20 protein-coding genes are annotated in these 19,603 nt (G+C 63.2%); all 20 read left to right on the plus strand.

Features of this window, described 5'->3' with window-relative positions; translation table 11 throughout:
• Positions 1-36: 36 nt before the first annotated feature.
• Positions 37-513: a hypothetical protein gene (locus NMB43_RS09895; RefSeq protein ID WP_494351991.1), complete on the plus strand. Its 477-nt coding sequence runs from the start codon at positions 37-39 to the stop codon at positions 511-513.
• Positions 513-2,780 carry an Ig domain-containing protein gene (locus tag NMB43_RS09900; protein WP_494351992.1) on the plus strand — a complete coding sequence of 756 codons (2,268 nt, stop codon included), beginning with the start codon at positions 513-515 and terminating at the stop codon, positions 2,778-2,780. The genes NMB43_RS09895 and NMB43_RS09900 overlap by 1 nt, the downstream gene beginning before the upstream one ends.
• Positions 2,777-4,099, plus strand: a complete 1,323-nt coding sequence (locus NMB43_RS09905; protein ID WP_494351993.1) for a hypothetical protein — start codon at positions 2,777-2,779, stop codon at positions 4,097-4,099. Before NMB43_RS09900 ends, NMB43_RS09905 begins: the two co-directional genes overlap by 4 nt.
• Positions 4,100-5,854 carry a putative Ig domain-containing protein gene (locus NMB43_RS09910; protein WP_494351994.1) on the plus strand — a complete coding sequence of 585 codons (1,755 nt, stop codon included), beginning with the start codon at positions 4,100-4,102 and terminating at the stop codon, positions 5,852-5,854.
• Positions 5,851-6,567 carry a cadherin-like domain-containing protein gene (locus NMB43_RS09915; protein WP_494351995.1) on the plus strand — a complete coding sequence of 239 codons (717 nt, stop codon included), beginning with the start codon at positions 5,851-5,853 and terminating at the stop codon, positions 6,565-6,567. Before NMB43_RS09910 ends, NMB43_RS09915 begins: the two co-directional genes overlap by 4 nt.
• 68 nt (positions 6,568-6,635) lie before the next feature.
• Positions 6,636-8,873, plus strand: coding sequence for a portal protein (locus tag NMB43_RS09920; RefSeq protein WP_494351996.1), 2,238 nt, complete (start codon positions 6,636-6,638; stop codon positions 8,871-8,873).
• Positions 8,874-9,929, plus strand: a complete 1,056-nt coding sequence (locus tag NMB43_RS09925; protein ID WP_494351997.1) for a hypothetical protein — start codon at positions 8,874-8,876, stop codon at positions 9,927-9,929.
• A 12-nt stretch (positions 9,930-9,941) separates the two neighbouring features.
• A complete protein-coding gene (locus NMB43_RS09930; RefSeq protein WP_494351998.1) occupies positions 9,942-11,213 on the plus strand; it encodes a phage capsid family protein in 1,272 nt (423 codons plus the stop codon).
• 50 nt (positions 11,214-11,263) lie between these two features.
• On the plus strand, positions 11,264-11,704 hold the full coding sequence (locus NMB43_RS09935; protein WP_494351999.1) for a hypothetical protein: 441 nt from the start codon (positions 11,264-11,266) through the stop codon (positions 11,702-11,704).
• A gap of 46 nt (positions 11,705-11,750) precedes the next feature.
• A complete protein-coding gene (locus tag NMB43_RS09940) occupies positions 11,751-12,605 on the plus strand; it encodes a hypothetical protein (RefSeq protein WP_494352000.1) in 855 nt (284 codons plus the stop codon).
• Positions 12,602-12,934, plus strand: a complete 333-nt coding sequence (locus tag NMB43_RS09945) for a hypothetical protein (protein WP_494352001.1) — start codon at positions 12,602-12,604, stop codon at positions 12,932-12,934. The genes NMB43_RS09940 and NMB43_RS09945 overlap by 4 nt, the downstream gene beginning before the upstream one ends.
• A gap of 1 nt (position 12,935) precedes the next feature.
• Positions 12,936-13,556: a phage adaptor protein gene (locus NMB43_RS09950; RefSeq protein WP_494352002.1), complete on the plus strand. Its 621-nt coding sequence runs from the start codon at positions 12,936-12,938 to the stop codon at positions 13,554-13,556.
• A gap of 2 nt (positions 13,557-13,558) precedes the next feature.
• Positions 13,559-13,783, plus strand: coding sequence for a phage holin (locus NMB43_RS09955; protein ID WP_494352003.1), 225 nt, complete (start codon positions 13,559-13,561; stop codon positions 13,781-13,783).
• The gene (locus tag NMB43_RS09960; RefSeq protein WP_494352004.1) at positions 13,776-14,273 is read left to right on the plus strand and encodes a lysozyme; all 498 of its coding nucleotides are present in this window, start codon (positions 13,776-13,778) and stop codon (positions 14,271-14,273) included. Before NMB43_RS09955 ends, NMB43_RS09960 begins: the two co-directional genes overlap by 8 nt.
• Positions 14,270-14,839, plus strand: coding sequence for a hypothetical protein (locus NMB43_RS09965; RefSeq protein ID WP_494352005.1), 570 nt, complete (start codon positions 14,270-14,272; stop codon positions 14,837-14,839). The genes NMB43_RS09960 and NMB43_RS09965 overlap by 4 nt, the downstream gene beginning before the upstream one ends.
• A complete protein-coding gene (locus NMB43_RS09970; RefSeq protein WP_494352006.1) occupies positions 14,839-15,012 on the plus strand; it encodes a hypothetical protein in 174 nt (57 codons plus the stop codon). Before NMB43_RS09965 ends, NMB43_RS09970 begins: the two co-directional genes overlap by 1 nt.
• Positions 14,955-15,152, plus strand: a complete 198-nt coding sequence (locus tag NMB43_RS09975; protein WP_494352007.1) for a hypothetical protein — start codon at positions 14,955-14,957, stop codon at positions 15,150-15,152. The genes NMB43_RS09970 and NMB43_RS09975 overlap by 58 nt, the downstream gene beginning before the upstream one ends.
• Complete coding sequence (locus NMB43_RS09980) at positions 15,143-16,792, plus strand: hypothetical protein (RefSeq protein ID WP_494352008.1); 1,650 nt, start codon at positions 15,143-15,145, stop codon at positions 16,790-16,792. Before NMB43_RS09975 ends, NMB43_RS09980 begins: the two co-directional genes overlap by 10 nt.
• The gene (locus NMB43_RS09985; RefSeq protein WP_494352009.1) at positions 16,785-18,989 is read left to right on the plus strand and encodes a phage tail tip fiber protein; all 2,205 of its coding nucleotides are present in this window, start codon (positions 16,785-16,787) and stop codon (positions 18,987-18,989) included. Before NMB43_RS09980 ends, NMB43_RS09985 begins: the two co-directional genes overlap by 8 nt.
• On the plus strand, positions 18,986-19,597 hold the full coding sequence (locus NMB43_RS09990; protein ID WP_494352010.1) for a hypothetical protein: 612 nt from the start codon (positions 18,986-18,988) through the stop codon (positions 19,595-19,597). The genes NMB43_RS09985 and NMB43_RS09990 overlap by 4 nt, the downstream gene beginning before the upstream one ends.
• Positions 19,598-19,603 lie beyond the last annotated feature (6 nt).

The following is a 19,603-nucleotide window of genomic DNA, read 5'->3' on the forward strand; positions in this document are numbered from 1 at the left end:
CAGCAGGATGGCGTCATTCCATTCGGATGACGCGCCATGCCCGAATACACCGTACAGTGGTATCAGAACATCTCAGGCGAGGAACAGCAGATCAAGGTTCCTGGCTATGCCGACCCGTGGTTGCCAGACGAGGTTCGGTGCATCCCGCCCGAGATGATCCCGAATATGAGGCGCTGGGTCGATGTGTTCGCCCGCGTCGAGCCGGCTGCTCTTGATGAACAAGGGCGGCTCGTCTCTGGCCATACGGTAATCACGGAACTCTCAGGAGCAGGCGCCACATTCTTCGAGGTGCGGCCTTCCGGCTACTCCGGCCAGGCCGCCGAGGGCGCCACGCTGATCCTGCTGAGTGCAGGAGAGGCCAACATCCAACTGCTGCCAGGCAGTAACTTCATTGCGGTGAAGATCGGCACGGCATCCTGCACGCTGAACGTGCTGCACCCTACCAGCGGCGCCGCGGCTGCGTATGAGGTGGTCGGAGACACAGGCAGCACCTGGACGGTGGAGCTGGCCTGATGCGCATCCAAGACGACACCGTATCGAGCTCAGGGCTGAGCATTGCGGTTGCAGGATCCGTGCTGCCGCCGATCTTGATTGCCACCATCCCGAACATCACATTCACCGGCGGCACGCCTGGCACGCACGACCTGACGCAGTACGTGACGGTGCCGAGCGGGTATGCGGCGACCGGCTACGCGATCAACGGGGCGCTGCCGGCCGGCGTGACATTCGACACCGAGACGGGCGAGTTGAGCTACGACGGCACGGGAGGCGGGCAGACGGTCACCGGGCTCACGATGGACGTGTTCGCTGAGCTTGAGGCGGCGCCGGTCACGCAGTTCGCGGTGACATCGACGAGCAGCGCCAGCAATTCGCCCTGGACGGTCGGGCACTTCTTCCGCGAGGGAGACGTACCGAGCGGGTATGCGGTACTGGCTGACGTGCCCGACTTCCAAGCCGTGGTGCGCAACCGCTGGCCGGATGGCTCAGTCAAGTTCGCCGTCCTGTCCGGGCGCTGCGACCTGATCGCTACGACTGCGCGCACGGTGCAGCTTTCGCGTGGTTCAGCTTCGTCCGGCACGGCCATTCAGTTGGCCGACCTGATCGCAGCCAATCCGCAGATCGTTGCCTCGGTTGCCGGGTTCGGCACCGCAAGCCCGACGCTGTCCAGCCCGTACAAGCAGCTCTTGAGCGGCCCGGTCTGCAGCGAGTGGCAGTACCGCACCGCAATCGACTCAAAGCTCGTTGCCTGGTTCTACGTCCGGCTCTATGCCGGCGGCACCATCGACGTGATGTGCAGCATAGAGAATGGATGCACGCTGGATTACACAGGCTCCATCAACAAGATCGGCCGCGTCTCGCTGACGATCAACAGCAACCCGGTCTATGACTCGGTGTCCGACCTGGACATCAAGCACCACACACGCATCGTGCTGCACGACGGCGCGCACGGATGGCATAGAAGCGGGGCCGCAGTCGGCCGTGTGCCAACGTTTGCGCACAACACGACCTACCTGCAGCGCACTGGGGCGGTTCCTTCCTATCAAGCGCAGTCGATCAGCTCGACGATCTTGAACGGGCTCGCTCAGTCCTACGTGCCATATGCCCAGCACAACCTGCCGGGAAACTCGCTGGGCGGAGGCGGGGCGCATCCCTCCATCGGCTGGCTGCCGCGCTGGGATGTCTGCTACGTGGTAAGTGCCGACGCGCGGGCCTACAAGGGTGTGCTGGTGAATTCGTTTGCGGCCGGCGCTTGGTCGGTGCATTACCGCAACTCAACGACTCACGGCGTTTCTGCTTACGCTGACGCTCCGACGACAGGGATTGGGCTGCAGGCCGGCAGCAATTCTGCATACGGCGGGCGGGCCTACTACTCGGGGCAGTACGGGACCGACTGGGACATCTCTCACGGTTGGTTGCCGGGATTCATGGCCTACATCCTGACAGGCGACTGGTGGCACCTGGAGAGCCTGCAGTTCTTCGTCAAGTGGTTGCACTACACCAGCAATGTGTCCTATCGGGGCAATGCGACGGGCCTGGTGGTGCGCAACCTGCAGACACGCGGCACCGCCTGGGCAATCCGCAATCTGGCGTGTGCAGGCTGTATCACGCCGGATGACGACAGCGAGCAGGCCGCATACCGCAACGCGCTCGGTGCGTCCTTTACCTGGATGCGCGGTTACCACACCAACGGCCTGGGCTTGTTCATCGAGCCCGATCAGGCTGGCTGGGGAGACCCCGGCGGTCAGCGGACATGGATGAGCGATTACGTGGTGGGTTGCATCGCGTGGGCGCTCGATCACAAGCTGCTAACCGGCCAGCAACTCACGGACGGGAACGCACTCATGAACTGGTGCGGGGCTGGCTTGGTGCAGCGCATGTCGGACGGGACGAATCCGAATGGGTGGCACTGGACGCGCCAGCCGTACTCTCCGACCGTCAGTGGCTCAACCTTCCCACAGAACCAGCAGCAGGCGAACTTTGATGCGAATTGGGGCGTGTCGTTCCAGCGCTGGTTCGGGCGTGCCAACGGCACCGATCTGGACAACGGCGTCATCTACAGCGGCTGGACAGACGAGCGGAACGCTGCGACTTACCTGGTAGCGTCGAGTTGGGGTGCCAGCTATTTCGAGTACGCGATGAACGCGATGGCGATGTGCGTGAATCGCGGCGTGCCGGGCGCGTCTGCCGTCTGGTCGCGCATCACATCGGCCAGCAATTACACGACATGCCGTAACTCGCTGGCCAACGACCCGACCTGGGGAGTGGGGGTGCGCTCATGATCACGTCACGCAGCAACGCATTCAGCGTCTCAGTCTCTGCGCTTCCGCCCTCCGGGCTGTGGAGCGAGGACAACGTGCCTGGTAGCTACGATTCTGGTACTGACACCTGGACACCAGGGCGCGGCAGTGATGGCCGCGTTACCGCCGCGAGCTGGGGGCTCGTGCCACTCAATCGCTGGGTGCGTGTTTCAGGCACACGGCTTGATGCGCTGGATGCCGTTGTCAAGGCGGCGCTACCGAACTGGACGGATCGTGGCAACAGTGACTGGAGAACCGTGCTGTCGGCGTGGAGCGGCATGGCAATTGATCCAGATGCCCCCCGTGCATTCGTTTTTGGCGGCGGGCACCAAGACTCGTCAAACAACGGTGTGTATCGCCTCGACTTCGACAAGATGGCTTGGGCTGTGCACAAGATGCCGACCGACCTGACGGGTTGCGATTCTCGATACACGGTCGTCGGTACCACGACATTCACTGATTACCCGCCAGCCGCCGATTACGAGTTCGCAAACCCGAGTGGGGATGTGCGCCGCGACGAGTTCCACGGTTTCACCGCCCAGAGGACACCGACATCTCGCCACACATACAAGGGCCTTGCTGTTGGCAACGGAAAACTGTGGTCGTGCATTGGTCGCATGTGGGAGCTTGATCTAGACTCAGGCGTTTGGACCCCACGCATGCCGTTCAACACACCAGTCGGGAGTTATGACAAACCAACTGGACTACTGGGTAACGGAGTCATCGCGTGGTATGACGAAGTGCGTAACAGCGTCTGTGCTGGTGGGGCAGAGACTAACCAGACATGGGAATACACCCGCGCGACTAACTCGTGGGCATGGATTCGGCGGGCGGACAACAACCACATCGGTCCGCTAGGTGACCAGAGCTGGAACGCAGCATTCACTCGCGCGGGTCGGAAAATCTACGGATTCTCAATCCCGGCTTCTGGCAAGACCGCCTATCTGTACCAACTCAATCTCGACAACAGAACGACGGAAACGTGGATCACAGCCACTGGCGACCTTTCTCCGTCCCTGTGGGACGGTACGTCAGACGGCCACACCATGGTCGTTATCCAAGAAACAGGTCAGCAGATCATCTTCGGTTTCTACCGCGAGACGACAGGAAGCACGTACAGGTTGAGGCATTTCAATGTCAGCGGATCGTCGGTGAGCTTGATCGCGTCGCCTGCCGGAAACTGGTACGCAGACTCCGACGTTGGTGGCGGCATTTACGCAATTGATTACGACAGTCGCATCAAGGCGGTTGTCGCGTGCGCCGCTGGCGACAAAGACATTCGAATCATGAGGGTTGCATAAATGGCCACGATCCGCAGTTACAACTTCAACGTCGCTAACGATTCGAGCATTAGCACCGCGACCAGTTCCGGAATGACGCGGCACCCGCTTCCTTCAAGTGGGCCAAACGCTATCGTGTATGGGAATAGGGTTGTGGCAACAGGCGGAGGGACAGGCCGGTCGTATTACATCGGCGCCACCGACCCCGGTACCGCCGATTATGCCGTCGAGGTGTTGCTCGTCCCGTCTGAAGGGTTGGAGGGCTCGGGCGTAGTCGCACGTGCCAGCACTTCAGCGCTGACGTTCTACTGGCTGCGTTATTACAACGAAGGCTCGAACCGCATCTCTCTGCAAAAGTGGGTGGATGGGGTCAATACCGCTTTGGACACGGCCGAGTACAACGCCACGGGCAACTTCACGCTGCGGCTGGAGTGCATCGGAACAAGCATCAAGGGCTATGTCGATGATGTGGAGGTGGTTTCGGCCACTGACTCGTCGATTACTTCAGCCGGGCGCGACGGGTTTTTCGTGGAGAGATACGTCAGTGCTGCGCCGGGGATTGACGACTATTTCAGCGAGACGCTGAGCGCGCCTGCTGACACCACGCCGCCGACGCTGAGTGCGGCCACGACATCGGCAATCGGCACGACGACTGCGACTGTCGGCTGCACGACGAACGAGGGCAACGGGACGCTGTACTGCGTGGTCACGACCAGTGCGACGGCGCCGAGCGTAGTGCAGATTCAGGCGGGTCAGGACAACGCGGGGGCCGCAGCGGCATTCGCGGCAAACGTGGCTGTTTCGAGCACGGGCGCCAAGACCTTCTCGGCTACTGGGCTCACGTCGGGTACCACGTACTACGCGCACTTCCAGCAGGAGGATGCGGCGACCAACGATTCAACGGTGCTGACCTCGGCGAGCTTTACGACGCAGGCCGCCGCGACCGCAATCACGCTGTCCGGCCCGAGCGCGGGCACGGTCGGCGCTGCATCGAGCAACTTCACTGTGGGCGCGAACGGCGTCATCACCGGCACGGTGACGGTAACACCGTCAGACGGCGGTGGCGGCGGAACCTTCACCCCGACGACGGTGAATATCAGCAGCGGCACGCCGACCGCGACATTCACCTACACGGCGGCGAGCGAGGGCGCCAAGACGATCAGCGTGACCAACAACGGATCGCTGACGAACCCGAGCAACATCACCTACACGGCGAGTGTCACGAACAACCCGCCGAGCTTCACCGGCACGATTCCGACGCAGAGCGGAACGCAGGGCACGGCCTTCAGCCTGGCGACGGCGAGCTACTTCAGCGACACCGACGCGCTGACCTACTCTCTGCTGGGCACCTGGCCTGCCGGCGTGAGCATCAACACTTCCACCGGCCAGATCACCGGCACGCCGACGCAGAGCGGCAGCTTCACCGGCCTGCAAGTACGAGTGACCGACACGGCCAGCCAGACGGCGACATCCAACGCCTTCACGATGACGGTGGCTGCATCCGGCGTCAGCGGATCGCTGGTGTGCGCAACAGGCATGGAGCTGGAGACGAACGGCCTGCCCGCGGCGAACCTGACCGGGCTGACGGTGCGTGCCTACAACCTGGCCACCGGCGCGCTGGCGCACTCGATCACAAACGGGACGACGAACAGCTCCGGCGCCTGGGCGACGATCAGCAGCACCAACATCACGGCCGGCACGACCTACGAGCTGCGCTTCTACGAGGGAACGCCGGGTACCGGCCGGATGACGACGCGCAAGGTGGTGGCATCGTGAGTTCGGCATTCGACACCAGCTACACGCGGCCCTTCAGCATCTACGAGGGCTACGGCGTGCCCGCCGAGCAAGCGAGCGGGGTGCTGATCAACGACGTCGAGATGCCTGGCGACGCCGGTACCGAGTTGCGCATCCTGGTGACCTACATCAGCCCGGGCCTGACCCTGACGCTGGCCGAGGACGGCAGCTACAGCATGTCGGCCAGCACGCCGGGAACCTACACCTGGCGCTACATGGTCGAGCAGGACGGAGAACTGCTGCTGGAGATCGACAACGCCACGCCTCAAGAGGGCGTGGTGACCTGGGCGGCCGGCGTGACCGGCGGCACGGCGCCGACCGTCACGGCACCGGACACCGCCAGCGGCGTGCAAGGCAATGCGATCACCGGCAACGTGCTGACGAACGACAGCGACACGGACGGCCCGCTGCGCGTCTCGCAGTTCGTGGTGAATGGGACGACCTACGCGGTCGCCCAAGGCGGTTCGGCCAACGCCAGCCTACCCAGCACCGGCACGCTGCAGATCAGCAGCACGGGCGCTTTCACCTTCACGCCGACAAGTCTGTTCGTGGGGTCCGTGCCGGTAATCACCTACACCGCCACGGACGGCACCAGCAGCGCGACGGGTACGCTGACCATCACCGTGACGCCGGCACCGGTCACCGGCACCAACGCCGGATTGTGGATGGCCGGCGGATGGTACGTGCGGCCGTAGAACTCTCCCCTTAGCGCCAATCGGCGCGCACGCAACCATGCGTCATCACTTCCGAGCGATGACGCGACGTGCGATACCTGGACGATGACACATCCGTAGATGAGCTGGACGACGAGCAGTCGCCGGATGGCGATGCCTCGCCACGTCTCGACCTTGAGCTGCGCGAGCTGAACGACTTCATCCATGAGATCCAGTTGCAGCCGGAGTGGCGTCTGCGCGCAAACGTCGAGTGCGACTACTACGACGACAACCAAGCAAACGCCGAGCTGCTTGATCACCTGAACTCTCTTGGCATCGCATGGGTGCCTGAGAACCTGATCAAGCCGACGATCAATTCTGTTCTCGGGCTGGAGGCGAAGACGCGCACGGACTGGCGCGTGGCTCCGGCTGGCGATCGTCGCTACCAAGACGTCGCTGACGCGATGAACTTCAAGCTGAATAAGGCCGAGAAGGAGACGCGAGCAGACCGCGCCCAGGCATCGGCATACGCATCCCAGGTGAAGGTAGGCATCGGCTGGATTGAGGTTTCGCGCAACAGCAACCCGTTCTCGACCACGCCGTATCGCGTCGAGCATGTCCATCGCTCCGAGATCTATTGGGACTGGCATTCGAAGCAGCCGGACCTGAGCGATGCCAGATACCTGATCCGCAAGCGCCGCTACAACATCGACATGCTGGCGGCCACGATGCCGCAGAAAAGCGATCTGTTTGAGGCCATGGCGGGCGGCCCGGACGCGCTGACGCTACTGGACGACCACTCGTCGCCAATGCACGGCACGGCGTCCGACAACAGGACGTTTGCATGGGATGACGATTGGCTGCTGACCGCCGAGCGGCGCGTGATGATCTACGAGGTGTGGTACCGGCGCTGGGTGCGCGGCTCACTGCTGAAGATCATCGGTTCTGACCGCGTGTTCGAGTTCGACAAGCAGAACCAGTTGCACCTGTCCCTGGCTCAGTCTGGCAGGGCCCAGGTGATCGAAGGTGTGTTCCCGCGCTTGCGCGTGAGCTGGTGGGCAGGGCCTTACAAGCTCTTCGACATGGATTCGCCGTTCAAGCACAACGATTTTCCGTATGTGCCGTTCTGGGGGTTCCGCGAAGACCTGACAGGTGTTCCATACGGGCTGATCCGCCCAATGATCCCGCTGCAGGACGACATCAACGCCCGCAACAGCAAGGTGCTGTACCTGCTTGCTGCCAAGCAAACGGTCATGACCGAGGGCGTGCTGGGCGGCGGGATGACTGCGGACCATGTGCGCCGTGAAGTCGGCAAGGCGAATAGCGTCATCGTGCTGGATGCACAGGCAATGCAGCAGCCTGGAGCCCGCTTCGACGTGAAGACCGACTTCGCGCTGGCGAGTGAGCACTACAAGATCCTCGCGGACAAGCGCGGGCAGATCAAGAACGTGGCCGGCGTTTATGCCAGCTTCGAAGGCCGAGCGGACGGGCAGGCCGATTCCGGCATTGCCATTCAGTCGCTGGTCGAGCAGAGCAACCAATCCCTTGGCGTCATCAACGACAACTTCCGATTCGGCCGCCAGAAGGTAGGCGAATTGCTGATGTCCATGGTGATCGAGGACATGGGCCGTGAGCGTGAGGAAGTCACGATCGACGTGCCAGGCAAGAAGCCGAAGACCATCGTGCTGAACGAGCTGATCGACCTCGGGGACGGCATGAAGGGGCTGAACAACGCCGTGCAGTCCGCTCGCCTGAAGGTCGAGTTGTCAGAGGTTGCCAGCACGGCGAGCTTCCGCCAGCAACAGCTCGCGCAGATGACGCAAATCATGCAGTCGCTGCCGCCGAACCTGCAGGGCTTGCTGATCGACTTCTACGTCAGCCTGACCGACTCGCCATTCCGCGACGCCATCGTGGAGCGCCTGCAGGCCGCGCTGAACATTCATACCGAGGACGATCAAGCACAGCTTCCGAAGACGCCGGAGCAACTGCAGGCGCTGGTGCAGCAGGCCGTGCAACAGGCACTGCAGGACAAGCAGATCGAGTGGCGCGAGCGCGAGCTCGGCCAGAAGGACCGCGAGCTGGAGATCAAGGAGGCGGAGGTCGGCAAGGTCAAGTTGGCCGACGCAGAGACCCGCCGCCTGAAGGTCACCGCCGCAGACATTCCGAACGCGCAGACCAACCGCATGCGCGCCATCAACGACGACGAGCACCAGACCCTGCAGGCGGGCATCGACCTGGCCCAGCGCGTGGATGCCGTCGTCGTCGCAGATTCGCAGCCCAGCGATACGGGCAAACAACCCCCCTTAACTCCTTCGCAGCCCAGCGATACGGGCCTCGGCATGCGCTGAGTGGAGAGTGTGACGATGCAAACGCAAGAGCAAGGCAAGGAAGCGAAGCCGATCAACCAGATGGACGAAGCGGAACTGGAAGCGCTCATGGCCAGCACGGATGGCCTGGACGAAGACGGAAACGCTCCTGAAGTCGTTGAGAGCGCGCAGCCGAAGGAAGAGCCGAAACAGGGCGATACCGCGCAAGCGGAAAGCAGCGAGGCGCCCGCCGCTGCAGCTCAACCCGACGCAGCGCCATCGGTCGCCGAACAGCCGAAGGTCGAAGAAACGCCGGAAGGCGTCCTGGCCAAGGACGGCAAGCACATCCTGCCGTTCAAGGTGCTGGAGGACGCCCGGGCACGCGCCACGCAACTCGAAGAGCTCTCGCGCCAGCAGGCCGAACAACTGAAAGCCATGCAGGGGCAACCCAGCACGCAGAAGGTTGCCGTGCCTGAAGCGCAGATGCTCACCGAGCAGCAACTGGCCGAGATCGAAACCGAACTGCCCGCCCTGGCCAAGGCCTTGCGCAGCCAACAGGCTGCCCTGGTTGCCTATGCCAGCGAGCTGGATGCAGTCAAGCAGGACGCCCAGCGCGCGGAAGCAGACCGCCGTGCGCGCGTGGCGGCCGAGATCACGGCCATCGTGGATGCCAACCCGAAGGCGCACCACCTGCGCATGACCGACCAGCAAGCCTGGGAAGGTGTGATGCAGATGGATGCCGCCAACTGCAAGGCCGTCCCTGGATGGGCTCAGAAGCCGATCGACAAGCGCGTGGAAGCGCTGGTTGCGGCACACGAGGCCCTTCACGGCGAGATCGAACTCAAGCAAGTCGCATCGCCGCAAGCAACCGATGCAGCGCCGGCCGCTACGGCCAAGCCTGCAAGCAAACCCGTCCCTGCGCAAGCTCCTGCCGCAAAGCCCGGAATCGTCACGCTGTCTGACCTTCCCGGTGGCGAAGTTGCGCCGACTGGAACCCTCCGCGAACGGATCCTCGGCATGTCCGAATCCCAGCGCGCCGTGTGGATGCAGTCGGCAAAACAAGAAGAGCTTGAGCAGGTTTTCGACCTCTTCGAATAACGGAGATCAATCATGACCACGGCTCAATACGGGCAATTCAAGGGCACCGCGATCCGGTCCCAAGCCCTGTTTCAGATGTACCAGAAGTCGAAGGACTCGTTCTTCCGCGAGATGCTGACGGGCCCTGCCCCGACGCAGGCGCAGGCGCAACGTGACCTGGAGCGACTGGAAACCACTGCCGGCATGCCGGTTGTCGAAATCACCGACCTGTCGCGCACCGCTGGCGATGAGGTGTATTTCGACGTGCAGAAGCTGCTGACCGGCTACCCCTTCATCGACAACGAAGTCTATGAAGGCAAGGGCCTGCCGATGGCGTTCAGCCAAGGCAAGATCCGCATCCGCGGCGCTGCCTTCGCCGTTTCCGCCGGTGGCGAGATGACCCAGCAGCGCACGCCGCAGAAGCTGGATCAACTGGCCCGCAGCAACGCGCTGAACCTGATGCTGCGCCTGTTGGACCAGCGCGCTCTGGTGCAACTGTGCGGTGCCCGCGGTAGCGAGAACGATCCTTCCTGGGTGATCCCCACCGAATCGCATGCGCGCTTCGAGGACATCCTGAGCAATCCGCTCCTGCCGCCGTCCGAGAACCGCTATGCGGTCGTCAATGGCGACGACATCGCGTTCGGCACCGACGGCATCACCGAACTCGGTTCGCTGGCTTCGACCAACACGCTGAAGCTCGGCCACATCGACCTGCTGCGCAGCAAGCTGGGCAGTGCCTACAGCGCGCCGAAGCCGATCGTCCTCCCCGGGATGCGCGACTACGACGAGGACATGTGGACGTTGTTGGCGCCGATGCCGGCGTACAACGACGTCAACATCGAGGGCAAGTTGCGCAACTGGCAAGCCGAAGCGCTGCAGCGTGCCGAGGGCATGGGCTACAAGCACCCGCTGTTCCGCGGCGACCCGGCCATGTGGAACAACATCGCCATCAAGAAGCTGAACCGCTACGTGAGCTTCGGCAACGGCGACGTGCTCAAAACCACCCAGGCCAACGGCACCATCCGCAGCACCACGCTGTCGGGCATCCCGGCCGGCTACCGCCTGTATCGCTGCCTGCTGCTGGGCGCGCATGCGGCGACGGTTGCCTACGGCAAGGACTTCAGCACCGGCAGCCCGTTCCGTCTCAGCAAAAAGATGCTGAACCACGACACGATCCCCGAGTTCGCTGTGCGCAGCATCGGCGGCGTGTCGAAGGTTCGCTTCGATCTGCCCGACGAAACTGGCGTGGATGTCCCGACGGACTTCGGTGTGATCACCCTGGACGTGATCGCCAAGGCCTACTAACCGAGCAAGGCCGGTGCAGTAGGCCGGCCGCTCAAACAGGAGATTTCATCATGGCAAACGTGAAAGCGCCGGATCTGCTGGCGCAAAGCAACCCTTCCGGGGCCTACGGCATGAGCACCGTTTTCAGCCGCAAGGTAACCCAACCCGCGTCCGGTGGCGTCGCGCAGACCGAGTACTTCTACCTGGGCATCTTGCCCGCCGGTACCGAAGTGCTCGCGTTTGAAGCGATCCACGAGGCGGGAGGCGCCGGTGTGACGGCTGACTTCGGCTTCATCCCGGTGAATGCCGCACTCGGGCCGACGGCCGTCGACAACTATTGGTTCACCGCTCGTGACGTGGCCGCTATCGGCCGCGGCGTTTCGGCGGCGCATCCGATCAAGTTCGACTACCCGGTGTATGTCGTGGCGCAGAACGTGAGCGCCGCTGCCTTCGCCGCTGGCAAGTACATCGGTGCGGTCATCACGGCCAACTTCAACGGCGCCCCGGTCTAAGGCGCGAAGCGCGGGAGGGCTTCGGCCCTCTCGCCAAGGAGAGAACATGATCCCAATCATCGGCGTGCGCTACATCGGCAAGAAGTCGCCGTTCCGTGATTCTGTGCTTCGTAGTGGAGCTGAGTGGGCAAACCCCGGTGATGTGCTGAACTTCACCGCGCCGCTTGCTGCTGTGTTCCTGCGAAAGCACCCGGACTGCTTCGAAGAGTCGCCAGTCGATCCGGACGCAACCCTGTACCTGTCCGTGCCGAGCATGGAGCAGCCCAAGCCTGTCGCGATGATGTCGTTCGGCACGGCCAGCAAGGAACAGATCATCAACTTCATGCGCCTGCACTACAACTCGGTGCTGAGCCCGACGGACAGCATCGAGACGCTGCGCATGCAGGCCATGCACACGATTCAGGCCCAGACCATCACGGCAGACCCGGCAGTGCAGCGCTACGCCGTCCCGTTCCCGATGTCGGCAGAGGAATACGCCGCGGTCATCTCCGGCGCTGCAGAGCTGCGCCTGGTGCCGGTTGTGCGCCCGGCCGAGGACGACAAGGATCCCAATACCAGCCCCGATGACGTCCCGATGCTGTCGGAGCTGCTCGCCGAGATGCAGGAACCGGAACTGGATGCCTTCGCCAAGGAGCAGGGCGTCGTTCTGCCGGAAGGCCTGGACCTGGACGGCAAGCGTGCCGAGATCGAGCGCGTGCTGTCCGATCCATCCGCCAAGGGCGTTCCGCCTTCCGAGACGGTCGTGAGCTACATCGACACCTTGGAAGGCGACGCCCTGAAGACCTTCGCCAAGGAGCAGGGCGTCGTGCGTGTGCATCACACCTGGGATGACGCGCGCATCCGCGAGGAAGTGCGCAAGGTGTGGGCCGCCAAATCGACCAAGGAAGGTGACCCGCAATGAGCACGGTGCAGGCGATCTGCGATCTTGCCCGGGAAGACCTGTACGACCCGAACAAGGTGACGTGGCCGGATGCGGTGCTGGCAAAGCACGTACTGGCCGGCGTGCAGTTCGCCTTCACCGTCTCGCCGCATCTGTTCTTCGGGACCAGCACATGGACTGCGCCGGCTACCTTGGCGCTGAGCGCCGATGTGCTGCTCCCGCCTCAATACGACCGGGCTCTGGCTGACTACGTGGTGGCCAGAGCTCACCTGCGGGACGACGAGGATGTGGCCGACGGCATGGCCGCGCCATTCCTCACGCTGTTCCGCACGGCACTCACGGGGGCGTGACATGGCTCAGCTCACCACCTTGTTCAACGATGTCATGCCAATGCTGCAAGGAGCTGTGGTTGCGCAAGTGCAGCATGAGCTGTTTCGCGCCGCCGAAGAGTTCTTCACCAAGTCGAAGATTGACCGTCGCTGGCTGGCAACCATCACAACGACGCCTCAGCAAGATTCATATGCCCTGACGGCACAGACCGGCACGCGAATTCTCGAAGTGCTGAGCGCCAAGCTGGATGGCTTGAGCATCGACCCGATGACGGCCGACAACATCCCAGGGTGGCAGGTTACGACCGCGCGCCCCGTCTATCAGGTGACGCAATCCAATGTGCTGATTCTGATTCCTGCTCCGGCCGGCACATCGGAGCTGGATGTCGAAGTGTGCGTAGCGCCTTCCAGCAGCACGGCAGACGTTCCTGACTCACTGCTTGGTGCGTGGGGGACAAGCATAGCCGCCGGCTGCCTGCACAGGATGATGCGCCAGCCCAAGAAGCCATGGACCGACATCGGTAGCGCCGCGCGGTACGGGGAGGACTTCCGCTTGGCCATTGGCCGCGCACAGATCGCGGCCGTCAAAGGGCGAAGCCAAGCTCCGTTGGAATCTGAACTTCAACTTATCGGGGGGCGATAGCCGTGATCAAAGAATCAACCGTTTCCGGGGCCTCATACACGGCGAGTGCGACATCTCTGTTTCTGGGGCTGACGCCTGGCGAATGGAATCTGGTCGCAGTGCTCGTCGGCATTGTCGGTGTGGTGCTGACCTACCTGACGAACCTGTTCTTCAAGGTGCGGGCAGATCGGCGCGCAGAGCGTGCGCTGGCGGCCGGCCGGCTGGTAGTGGAAGGCGTCGATGACTAGCCCAGCGGCCAAGGTCGCAGCCGGCGCAACCGGCGCGGTCACGGTGTTCCTGCTGGCCTTCATGGCGCAGTGGGAGGGCACGCGCTATGTGCCCTACGAGGATCCTGCTGTGCCCGGGCTCTGGACCGTGTGCCGAGGAATCACGAACCGCATGGCCAGCGGATGGGTTGTGCCCGGCAAGACATACACCGAGGCCGAGTGCGCAGCGAAGGAAGAAGATCTCATCCGCACGCGTGTTGCGCCGGTGATCGACAGGTGCAGGAAGGTGGCGATCACGCAGCGGCAGTGGGAAATGCTGGCCGACTTCGCGTGGAACGTGGGCCCGTCCAACGTGTGCGCCTCAACCATGATGCGCAAGCTGAACGCCGGTGATTGCCGCGGCGCGGCAGACCAGTTTGACCGCTGGGTGATGGCCGGCGGCCGGAAGTGGCCAGGGCTGGCGAATCGACGCAATGCCGAGGAAGGCGAGTTCCGGAGGTACTGCCGATGAGATCGCACGCCATCACCGCCGCCGTGGCCGCCGCTCTGGCGGCTTTGTGCCTTCTCGCCTTCCAGCACTGGACGAAGCCCGCCCCCGTGGTGGAAACGCCGCGCGTAGAAGTGACGCAAGCCGACGGATCGAAGGTGCTTGAGCGTGCCCCGGAGGCCAAGGCGAAGCCGGCGCACAAGATTCCGAAGGGAGTGAAGGTCGAGCGCGTGATGAGCGTGGATGTTCAGGGCCCTGGCCTGAAGACACCGGCCGGGGAGGTTGAGTGCCCGCCCGTGCATGTGGATTTGTCGCTGGTGCGCGAGCAGGACGGCGGGCGGAGGGTGATCGCATCAAGTCCTGACGGCGAGATAGTGGGCGGGATGGACGTGCCGGTTGAGGGCGCAGCAGTCGAGCCGACAAGACGGTGGGCGGCCGGGGTGAGCTGGGCGCCTTCCGATCGCACCAGCGGGGTGTGGGTTGAACGTGATCTTGGGCGCCTGCGCATCGGCGCGGACATCAACCAAGTGCGCCATGCCGATCAGCAGGTCGGTATCGAGGCGCGAATTCGTGTGGGGGTGACGTGGTGATGAGGCCGCCGGTCTCGCGCCGCGCCGAGTACGACGCCGAGCGCGACGGCAACCCATTCTTCTGGATCATCCGCACCTCGCAGGTGATCCGCGAACAGATGCTGGAGGAACAGCAATGGCAGAGACTGATCAACACAGCACCGCCGGTGGCGAGGCCTACATCAACACGCTGAAGGTGCAGCGCAACACGGCGTTGGATGCCGTGGCCGAGTTGTCGGGCCGGCTGGCCGAGATGGAAGGCCGGTATCAGCAAATGAAGGGCCACGCCGAAGACCTGGCCAAGCAACTGGCGGAAGCCAAGAAATGCGACTGAGCGTCAAGCCTCTGGCCGGCGCGATGCCGTCGGTCAATCCCTTCGAACTGCCTGCGCAAGCCGGCTGGGTGGCGGAGAACTGCCGCTTCGACGGCGCCGACGCCAGGCCCTGGAAGGGATCGGCGGCCGTGGCCGGGGTGACACTCGGCAAGGCCGCCTTCGGCACGCTTGGCACGATCTACCGGTTCGGCATCCTGCTGGACAGCAAGGTCAATTACTGGCTGCAGTGGCAAGGCGATGTGTCGGTGGTGAAGGCCCCGGTGGCTGACGACACGATGGAGCGCACCTACTGGACCGGCGACGGCGCGCCGAAGTGGGGTGACAGCACAACGATCCTGGCCGGCGGCGGAAACGCGGCGCCAAACAACAGCCTGCCGCTCGGGGTGCCGCGCCCAGCGTCGGCGCCAACCGGCGGGACGGTGACCGGTACCGGAAGCGGCACGCCGATCACGGTGGCCTACGTCTATGCCTACGTGGCGACGGTGAATGGCTACGTCATGGAGGGCGGCATCTCGGGCCCCCTCCTGGTGGAGAGCGTGGCCGAGGGTCAATCCGTCGGGATCGACATCAGCGCGGCGGTGCCGTCCGGCTACTCCATCACTGCCAAGCGCATCTACAAGACGGCGAACGATCCTGAGTCCGACATTGCGGGCTTCTACCTGCAGGCAGAGGTGCCGGCCACGACGACGACATGGACGGACACGGCGCCGACGGAAACCGGATCGCGCGAGCTGACCTCGCGCTACTACGATCCGCCGCCGGCCGATCTGCATAGCCTGGTGGCCTTGCCGAATGGCGGGCTGGCTGGCCTGAGCGGGTTCAACGTCTGTTTCTCTGAGCCTGGCTTCCCGCATGCCTGGCCGATCAAATACCGGTACCCGCTCAAGTGGCCTGGCGTGGGCCTGGGGGTGATCGACCAGACGCTGATCGTGCTGACCACGAACCTTCCCTACGCGGCGCCGGCCACCGACCCAAGGTCGGCCACGCCCATCGAGATCGACTTCCCGCAGTCGTGCGTGTCGCGCAAGGGCATCGAGAAGATTCCGGGCGGGATCATGTACCCGAGCCCGGACGGACTGTGCGCGATCACATCTGCCGGCGGCTCTCTGCTGACCCAGGATGTGTTCGCGCTCAAGAAGGACTGGGAGGCCTACAAGCCGTCGAGCATCCACGCCTGCTACCACGACGGGCACTACTTCGGCTTCTACGACACCGGCGCGAAGCAGGCTGGTTTTGTGTTCAATCCGCAGACGCGGACCTTCGTGGACCTGACGCTCTACGCCTCGGCCAGCTACGTGGATGCGAAGAACGACACCATGTACCTGGTGATCGGTGGCGTGCTGCACGAGTTCGGCGCCGGCGCGAACATGACCCTGCGCTTCCGCTCGAAGCGGCAGGCCTTGCCGCGGCCGGCACTGTTCAACTGCGCCAAGGTGGAGGCAGACGGCTACCCGGTGACGTTCCGGGCGATCTTCAACGGCACGCAGTACGGCCCGGACATCACGGCCACCAGCGGCGGCGCGTTCCGCATCCCGTGCGCTGAGCGCGTGCATGACGCAGCGATCGAGGTAGTGAGCTCGGCCGGGCCCGTGCGCGAGATTGCCATGGCCAGCAGCATGACGGAGATGCGCAGTGGCTGAGACCGTTATCCCGGGCATCCCGCAGCCGTCATCGCCAGTATTCGGTGCCGCCGTGAAGGCGGCGCTGGAAGTCATGCTGGGGCGGACGGGAGACCCGCGTGATGCGGTTGTCACCAAGCGCATGCTGGAGCAGTCGGGCTTCTCGCTCGTGCGAGGCGGAAGCGGACTGATCGTCACGCCTGGTGGAGGCGGTTCCTTGCCTGGATCCGGCGGATACACGCCAGACACCACGCCGCCGCCAAAGGCGACCAACGTGCAGACCTCTGGCAGCATCGGGGCGATCTACGTGACATGGGACGTTCCCGCCTACACGGTGGGGCGCGGCCATTCGCATTCCGAGGTTTGGCACTCGGTAGCCGACGACATCGGTACCGCGTTGCTGGTTGGCCAGGAGCCGGGCGGGTTCCACGCCTTCCATGTGGCAGACCTGCTACCGCACTACTTCTGGATTCGCGTGGTATCGCGCGACGACGGGAAGAGTGACTACAACGCGCTGGCAGGCACGGCAGGGCAGTCGTCGGTCAATCCGGCGTACATCCTGGATGTGCTGGAAGATGCCATCACGATTGATCAACTGGCCACCGATCTGCGCACCCCGCTTGAGGACGCCAGCGTGCCGGGCTCGATCCTGCACCAGCTCGACCAAGAGGTGCAGGCTCTGATCGCCGCAGATGCGGCCACGCTATCCAGTGCGCAGGGCTACACCCAGGGGTTCACCTACTCGCGCAGCACCATCGACGGATCGTTGTCGGCCCAAGCAACGACGTTGCGCGCAGAGTTCGCAAGCGCCGACACGACGATCTACAACAACGCGGTCGCCTACGTCCAGAGCTACAGCTACGCGAAGGCGACGGTGGATAGCGCCATTGCTGCCTCGGCGTCATCCCTGACGACAAACTATCAGGCCGCAGATGCAGCCACGTTATCCAGCGCGCAGGGCTACGTGCAGACCTACGCCTACAGCAAGAGCGCCACCGACTCGGCAATCAGCTCTGCGGTCCAGACGGTGAATGCACGGCTCAACGTCGGCGGGGATACCTACAGCTCCATCGTCAGCGTGACCAGCACGGCCAATGCCACGCAGACTGCGTTGAACGCCACCTGGGAGGTGAAGGTACAGGTCGATGTGAGCGGCAATCGGCAGGTGGCCGGCGTTGGGCTGCGCAACGAGTCCGGGACAGGATCTGTATTTGCGGTGGTGGCCGACCGGTTCAATGTGGTCGCACCGGGCGCATCCGGTACCGGTAATGCGCTGTTCTCGCATTACACGACGCCGACCACAATCAACGGCGTGTCGGTCCCAGCGGGAACCTACATGACGGCGGCCTTCATCCCTTACGGGGTAATCAACCAGCTTCACTTCGACCGAGCGACGGGTAATCGCATCCTGGCAGACGACGGCACCTTTGGAACGGTGCTTGCCAACACGATCAAGGTCTATTCCGCGCAGATCGCTGGCCTACTCACAGCCGCACAAATCAGCACGCCAAGCCTCGCCGCCCTCTCAACGACAACGGGCGGGCTGACGATTGATTCAACCGGGTTCTTGCGCGGTGGAAGCACTGGCTATCTGACCGGCAACGGCTTCTGGATGGGCTATCACTCAGGCCTGTACAAGATGCACATCGGCGACCCGACAGGCAAGTTCATGGCGTGGACGGGCAGTGACCTTGTGCTGAACGGTGAGGTTGTTCAGCCAGGAAATGTTGCTGTAGATGTGATTGGTACGCCGCAAGTTCAGGATGGCGCAATCAACGGGATATCAATCTACAACAGCGCAAGTTCCGGCTGGCTCCCATACAACCCGTCGTTATCTGCGCTTTTAATAAGCGGGCCAGTTACGGTTAATTGGGCCGCTGGTCAGCGTATCAAAGTGTCGTTTGAAGTTAACGTCAACATAAGCACACCATCCGGCCCGGCTGGTGCTGACGGCGCTTTCATCCGCGTATGGATTGTAACTGGTGAAGGCTGGGTCGTTGCGGAGGGGGAGTTTGGTGCGAAACATGCCGGGTCTGTATTCAGGTACATGGCTGCACCATGCATTCTGACTACGACAATGATAAATACATACCCGCCAGAATTTTCATACGCTCACAGCATGACATTCAGTGCCTATTTCGCATGGGGTGAAGGAGACTCAGGGACTTTCGTTAGGTTTAATTCTGCCGGCCTGTCTGTTCACTTGGTGAAGAAATGAAAACCGTACTCGTTGAAGCAAGCGGGCGCATCGCGTGCGAGGTGCGGGGGCCGATGGCGGCATTCAACGGTCACGGCATGCGCGTGATGACGGTTGATGATGGGCTGGACATCTCGCGTCACTACTTCGTCGGTGACGAGCTGATCGAGATGCCGGACGAGCCAGACGCGCCGAGCCGGTTTGATTACGCGGCCGGTCAGTGGGTATCGCTGCTGACGACTGTGCAGTACCGGGAGATGTGCCGACAGCGGATTGACGCCGCCGCGAACATGGCCTGCCTGCGATACATCTCAAACGGGGCGGGCCAGGAGAACCGCTACCGGATCAAGTACGAACAGGCCACGGCCTATATCGCGGCTGGATACCCGGAAGACCTGACCGACTACCCGTACATCGCAGCGGAGAGCGGAGCAAGCAGCCCGCTAGGGCTGACCCCGACACAAGCCGCCACCCGCATTGCGGTTCTGGGCGACTACTGGTCAAGCGTGAAGGGGCCAGAGGTCGAAGGCCTTAGGGTCAATGGCAAGGACGCCCTGGACGCCATGACGACAATCGAGAGCATGGAGGCTCACACCGCACAGGTGGAGTTGGCATTGAGCGCCGCGTAGGGCGGG

It is taken from the genome of Uliginosibacterium sangjuense (assembly GCF_059132465.1).

Excerpts from the sequence above, each read along its gene's own strand:
- NMB43_RS09895 (WP_494351991.1), top strand. The coding sequence starts at position 37 with ATGCCCGAATACACCGTACAGTGGTATCAGAACATCTCAGGCGAGGAA.
- NMB43_RS09900 (WP_494351992.1), top strand. The coding sequence starts at position 513 with ATGCGCATCCAAGACGACACCGTATCGAGCTCAGGGCTGAGCATTGCG.
- NMB43_RS09905 (WP_494351993.1), top strand. The coding sequence starts at position 2,777 with ATGATCACGTCACGCAGCAACGCATTCAGCGTCTCAGTCTCTGCGCTT.
- NMB43_RS09910 (WP_494351994.1), top strand. The coding sequence starts at position 4,100 with ATGGCCACGATCCGCAGTTACAACTTCAACGTCGCTAACGATTCGAGC.
- NMB43_RS09930 (WP_494351998.1), top strand. The coding sequence starts at position 9,942 with ATGACCACGGCTCAATACGGGCAATTCAAGGGCACCGCGATCCGGTCC.
- NMB43_RS09935 (WP_494351999.1), top strand. The coding sequence starts at position 11,264 with ATGGCAAACGTGAAAGCGCCGGATCTGCTGGCGCAAAGCAACCCTTCC.
- NMB43_RS09940 (WP_494352000.1), top strand. The coding sequence starts at position 11,751 with ATGATCCCAATCATCGGCGTGCGCTACATCGGCAAGAAGTCGCCGTTC.
- NMB43_RS09945 (WP_494352001.1), top strand. The coding sequence starts at position 12,602 with ATGAGCACGGTGCAGGCGATCTGCGATCTTGCCCGGGAAGACCTGTAC.
- NMB43_RS09950 (WP_494352002.1), top strand. The coding sequence starts at position 12,936 with ATGGCTCAGCTCACCACCTTGTTCAACGATGTCATGCCAATGCTGCAA.
- NMB43_RS09960 (WP_494352004.1), top strand. The coding sequence starts at position 13,776 with ATGACTAGCCCAGCGGCCAAGGTCGCAGCCGGCGCAACCGGCGCGGTC.
- NMB43_RS09965 (WP_494352005.1), top strand. The coding sequence starts at position 14,270 with ATGAGATCGCACGCCATCACCGCCGCCGTGGCCGCCGCTCTGGCGGCT.
- NMB43_RS09970 (WP_494352006.1), top strand. The coding sequence starts at position 14,839 with ATGAGGCCGCCGGTCTCGCGCCGCGCCGAGTACGACGCCGAGCGCGAC.
- NMB43_RS09975 (WP_494352007.1), top strand. The coding sequence starts at position 14,955 with ATGGCAGAGACTGATCAACACAGCACCGCCGGTGGCGAGGCCTACATC.
- NMB43_RS09980 (WP_494352008.1), top strand. The coding sequence starts at position 15,143 with ATGCGACTGAGCGTCAAGCCTCTGGCCGGCGCGATGCCGTCGGTCAAT.
- NMB43_RS09990 (WP_494352010.1), top strand. The coding sequence starts at position 18,986 with ATGAAAACCGTACTCGTTGAAGCAAGCGGGCGCATCGCGTGCGAGGTG.